This window comes from Methanosarcina sp. 1.H.T.1A.1, assembly GCF_000979295.1.
Lineage (GTDB): Archaea > Halobacteriota > Methanosarcinia > Methanosarcinales > Methanosarcinaceae > Methanosarcina.
On the sequence record NZ_JJQY01000142.1, the window covers coordinates 1 to 4679 of the forward strand.

General features: G+C 41.2%; 3 protein-coding genes. 2 read left to right on the forward strand and 1 reads right to left on the reverse strand.

The window, feature by feature from the left end:
• Window positions 1-819: carotenoid biosynthesis protein (locus tag EO95_RS14095; RefSeq protein WP_235283034.1), on the reverse strand; the 819-nt coding region annotated here is incomplete at its 3' end.
• Between the two features lie 706 nt (window positions 820-1525).
• On the opposite strand from EO95_RS14095, the gene EO95_RS14105 reads away from it, so the two are divergent.
• Window positions 1526-4093, forward strand: coding sequence for a PKD domain-containing protein (locus EO95_RS14105; RefSeq protein ID WP_048135661.1), 2568 nt, complete (start codon window positions 1526-1528; stop codon window positions 4091-4093).
• Between the two features lie 126 nt (window positions 4094-4219).
• A complete protein-coding gene (locus EO95_RS18605; protein WP_327037169.1) occupies window positions 4220-4609 on the forward strand; it encodes a PGF-pre-PGF domain-containing protein in 390 nt (129 codons plus the stop codon).
• The last annotated feature ends 70 nt before the right edge of the window (window positions 4610-4679 follow it).

Genomic DNA, 4679 nt, shown 5'->3' on the forward strand with positions numbered 1-4679 from the left:
TCGATGAAGCCCAAGTGCTATTATGCTCATAACTATACTTACCACCAGCAAAAAGGGTGGGTTCAGGATGGCACCTGAAACTAATCCTGCTATCAGGAAATAGGCATGAAATCCGAGAGGCACAAGAAAGGCAAATGCGGCCTGAGGCCGGACCGAGACTTCCGGGCGTAATGCCAAAATCAATAGCAGAGCACCTCCTAAGACTGCAATGATAGTAGCATAATGTATCAGGTCATTGGGAATGTTGGTAATGAGCTCGTTGGTAATAAGCACGCCCGCAGTGCCGCAGATTATAGCTCCTGCAGGGGAGAGCCAGCGTCCCCAGAAGCCAGGGAGCTTTGATAGCAATCGAAGGCTTGCTGAAAATGAGAACACAACCCAGAACCATGCCCAGAAGTTGTTGTAAGGGACACCGAAGTACTGATGATCAAGACCTTTTCCCCAATCCCACATGCCCAGGCGGATGGCTATTGCATCCATGGAAAGGTCGATGCTCAAGGCCATCAAGCCGTCGAGCACCGGGCGTGCCCATTCCGGAAGGTTGGTTTTATCGGAAAAGGAGCGAACGCTATAGATGATAGTTCCCCAGGCCACCCCAACGACCACAGGGACAGGACCAAGCATTACCAGAAAGCGTCCGTATTCGTAGGCGTCGAGCTGTTGGATTGTAGCCCATTCCAGCAGCAAGCCGAAGAGCACCCCGGCAAGAAGTTGCCAGGCTACCCAGGAGCCTCGCTGCCATGCATTTTGCAGACAGGCCAGAAAGAGCACTAAAACCAGAATCTCGAAGGCGAGAAAGTATAGATTTGGCAAGGGCATGCGCATTAAATACTAATTGACAGTTTAAAAAACTTGCGAAAATGTTTGATCACACAATGCCTCGTATATGGATAATTACATCTTGAGTTGGTTGCAACAAAAATGAAATCCGACTTAGGCAAAGACTACTTTTTTCACATCCTACAAGCTAGTTACACGCTCATAGTGTAACTTAGAAAACTATCAATAGAATTAGTAACTTTAACGAAAAATTAGAATTAAATAAAATTAAATATTAATGTGAAAGGTGCGATTCGAACCCACGAAATCCTTCGATACCAGATCTTAAGTCTGCGCCTTTGACCGGGCTCGACAACTCTCGCATGCTGGCTTGCTTACTTCTTAATAAAATATAGTCCCCTATATAGAACTCTGAATTCTCCTCATCTAGGCTGACTTTTCTCGAGTTTTTTCTTTATAGCCTTGTAATCTTTACTCTTTCACGTAGAAGGGAGTTTCAGCGCTTTTGGAACTTTCTACATGGTAGTTCCATGGCAGTATGAATTCTTAAGACATCTTGTAAGTTTTTATGCCTGAGCATTTTGATGTTTTAATTCAGCCTTGATTTACCAGAATATCGCTTTTTTATAAATGATCTCAAATTCTTTTATTTATATATATTTAGAATATAAAATTAAAGAATTAAACATTCAATTTATGACTTTGGAATTAACGTTTTTTAGATGAATATAAGGGGAAGAAGCTGGTGAAAATTAACAAAGAATTATACTCGATAGCTTTAGTTTCAACTGTCTTATTTTTTGTGTATTCTATTTTAATTTCATCCGTGGCGTCAGCGGCACAGGTGACGAGAATTGGTAATGGATCTGATCATGCTATTTATGGTAACAAGGTAGTATGGACAAGTGGGGGTGTTATTCACCTCTATGATTTAACCTCGAAAACAGGCACTACAGTTAGCTCTTCTGCAGCATCTCATCCAGCTATCTACGGCAACAAATTAGTGTGGCATGATAAAAGCAGTGGAGTGCCAAGACTTACAGTTTATGACATACCTTCGGGTGCTCGTTCGTATATCACACAGGATGTAGGCAACTACAGTTTTCCTGCTATTTACGGCAATAGAATCGTTTGGAGTGCAAATTACAATGAGTCAAGTTATAACTACAGCATATATATGCGGGATATATCTACCTCAACACAAGCATGTATAGCACAAGGAGAGAATCCAGAGATATACGATACAAAAATAGTGTATTCTGCCACTGGTAGAAATTTAAGAGATATCTTTATGTATGATATCACAACCAAAAAAATTGAATTAATAAGTCCATATTCTAGCGACCTTAGTAATCCGCATATGTATGGTAATAAAGTGATATGGTCAAACTTCTATACAAGATCTGGATTTATACAAATGTATGACCTTGTCGCTAAAAAGGCTATAGATGTTACCAGTGATAATACAGGTAATACTTTATATGGATCTGATACTGTTGATGCTGGAGATGACACGGGCACCCATATTGACATAAACGATGACAAAGTCGTATATTCAAAATCTGGTGATGACCAGTTTGGTTATGCCGGTGTATATGTTTATGATATTCCTTCAGCAAAAAGCACTCCAGTCTATATTTATCCAAGGGGAACTCACACAACACCTGATATCTACAATGATACTATTGTATGGGGAATAGACAGTAGTTATGGTGGGGTTAATGATACTGGCATCTATATCTGTGATCTTTCTGTCACAAACACCTTGCCACCTGTAGCTGAATTTACTGCAAACACAACCTATGGAGCTGCACCTCTAGTTGTGTTATTCACCGATACCAGCACTGACGGAGTACCCACTTCCTGGTTTTGGGATTTTGGGGACGGGATTTACTCAAAACATGCCATGAATGCAACCCACACCTTTACAAAACCAGGAAATTATTCAATTAGTCTGACTGTGGGAAATGACGCAGGTAATAATAAAGTAATGAAGCCAAATTACATTGTCGTTACTAATCCACTTCCAGTTGCAAACTTCAGTAGCAATGTTACCCATGGTTATCCTCCTCTCTCAATTCAGTTTACTGACCTGTCACAAAATGCAATTGGATGGAACTGGGATTTTGGAGATGGAAGTAATTCTACACAAAGAAGTCCAGTTCATGAATATGCAGACCCGGGAATCTATTCAGTTAATCTGACAGCAACCAATGAAAATGGCACGGATTCAAGGTTAACTACAATAACAGTAATGCAGCTAGTCGGTGTAGGTCCATATGCATATATTACAAACTCCGGCGACGACAATGTCTCAGTAATTGACACGACTACTAACAAGGTTACAGCCATGATTCCTGTAGGAAACTATCCTATGGGAGTTGCTGTTACACTGGATGGAAAAAAGGTATATGTGACTAACTTTTTTAGCCGTACTATATCTGTAATTGATGCAACAAAAAACAAAGTTACAGCCACAATTCCTCTAGAAAACTCTCCTCGTGGAGTTGCAGTTTCCCCTGATGGGAAAAGGGTATATGTGCCACATCATGAGGTGGGAAATCCCAGCAACAACACTATCCTCATTATAGACACAGCTACCAACGAGGTTGAAGCCACAGTACTTGTAGGCGAAGTTCCTTTTGGAGTTGCTGTTACACTGGACGGGAAAAAGGTGTATGTAACTAATCTCTATGACAAAACTGTCTCTGTAATTGACACGGCAACAAACACTGTTATAGCCACAATTCCTGTAGGAGACGATCCTCGTGGAGTTGCAATAAGTCCCGATGGGAAAAAAGTATATGTGATTGATGGCGGTGGTATCTCTATAATTGATACAGCTACAAATACTGTTACAGCTACGGTGGATGTAGAAAGCTCTTTTTATGGAATTGTAGTCAATCCAACAGGAACAAAGGTATATGTTGCAGGAACAAAAGCATATGCGACTGGCACACACAATGGCTTTGTCTCTGTAATTGACACAGCTACCAACAAGGTTACAGCCACAATTCCTGTAGGAAATAGTCCAAGTGGAGTTGCAGTCATACCTGATGGGTCAAAGGTATATGTGGCTAATCTGCTCAGTGATAATGTCTCTGTAATTGACACATCAACAAACAAAGTTACAGCAACTATGAATGTAGGACGTGGGCCTATCTCCTTTGGGCAGTTTATAGGTTCTCTCCAAGCACAACCAATATTCCCTGTTGCAAACTTCAGTAGCAACGTTACCGAGGGTTATGCTCCCCTGACAGTACAGTTTACAGACCTATCGGAAAATGTAGCTCAAGGGCTGGGATTTCAATAATGATGTAATTGCTGACTCTGCAGAAATAAATCCAGCTTATGAGTTCACAACTCAAGGAACTTATATTGTAATCTGACAGTAAACAATGAAAAAGGTACAAATTCAAAACTTGCTACAATAACTGTACTGACAAAAAGCAGCTCCAGTGGCGGTGGAAGCAGCAGTGGAGAACGCAGTAGCGGTGGAGGTGCAGGCGGTTCTCCTGAACCTGCAAAGAATGTCCAGGTAAAGGAACTTTTACAGGATCATATTACAAACGGTAAGCCTGTAAAGTTTGATTTCACAAAAAATGCAACCTGTGTTGTGTATGTGAGTTTTGATGCAAAGAAAACCTTTGGCAAGACCACAACCATTGCTGAACAGCTTAAAGGAAGATCTTCTCTGGTCTCCGGACTACTTTCTGGAGAGGTCTTGAAAGACGGGCGTAAAAGGATTGTAAGATGGGGGTTAGTCGGTGGTCTAATTACTTGCTTTCTCTGTTTTGCTTTCTCTGTTAGACCGATACCAGTAATTTAGAGCATCTCGATGAAGCCCAAGTGCTATTATGCTCATAACTATACTTACCACCAGCAAAAAGGGTGGGTTC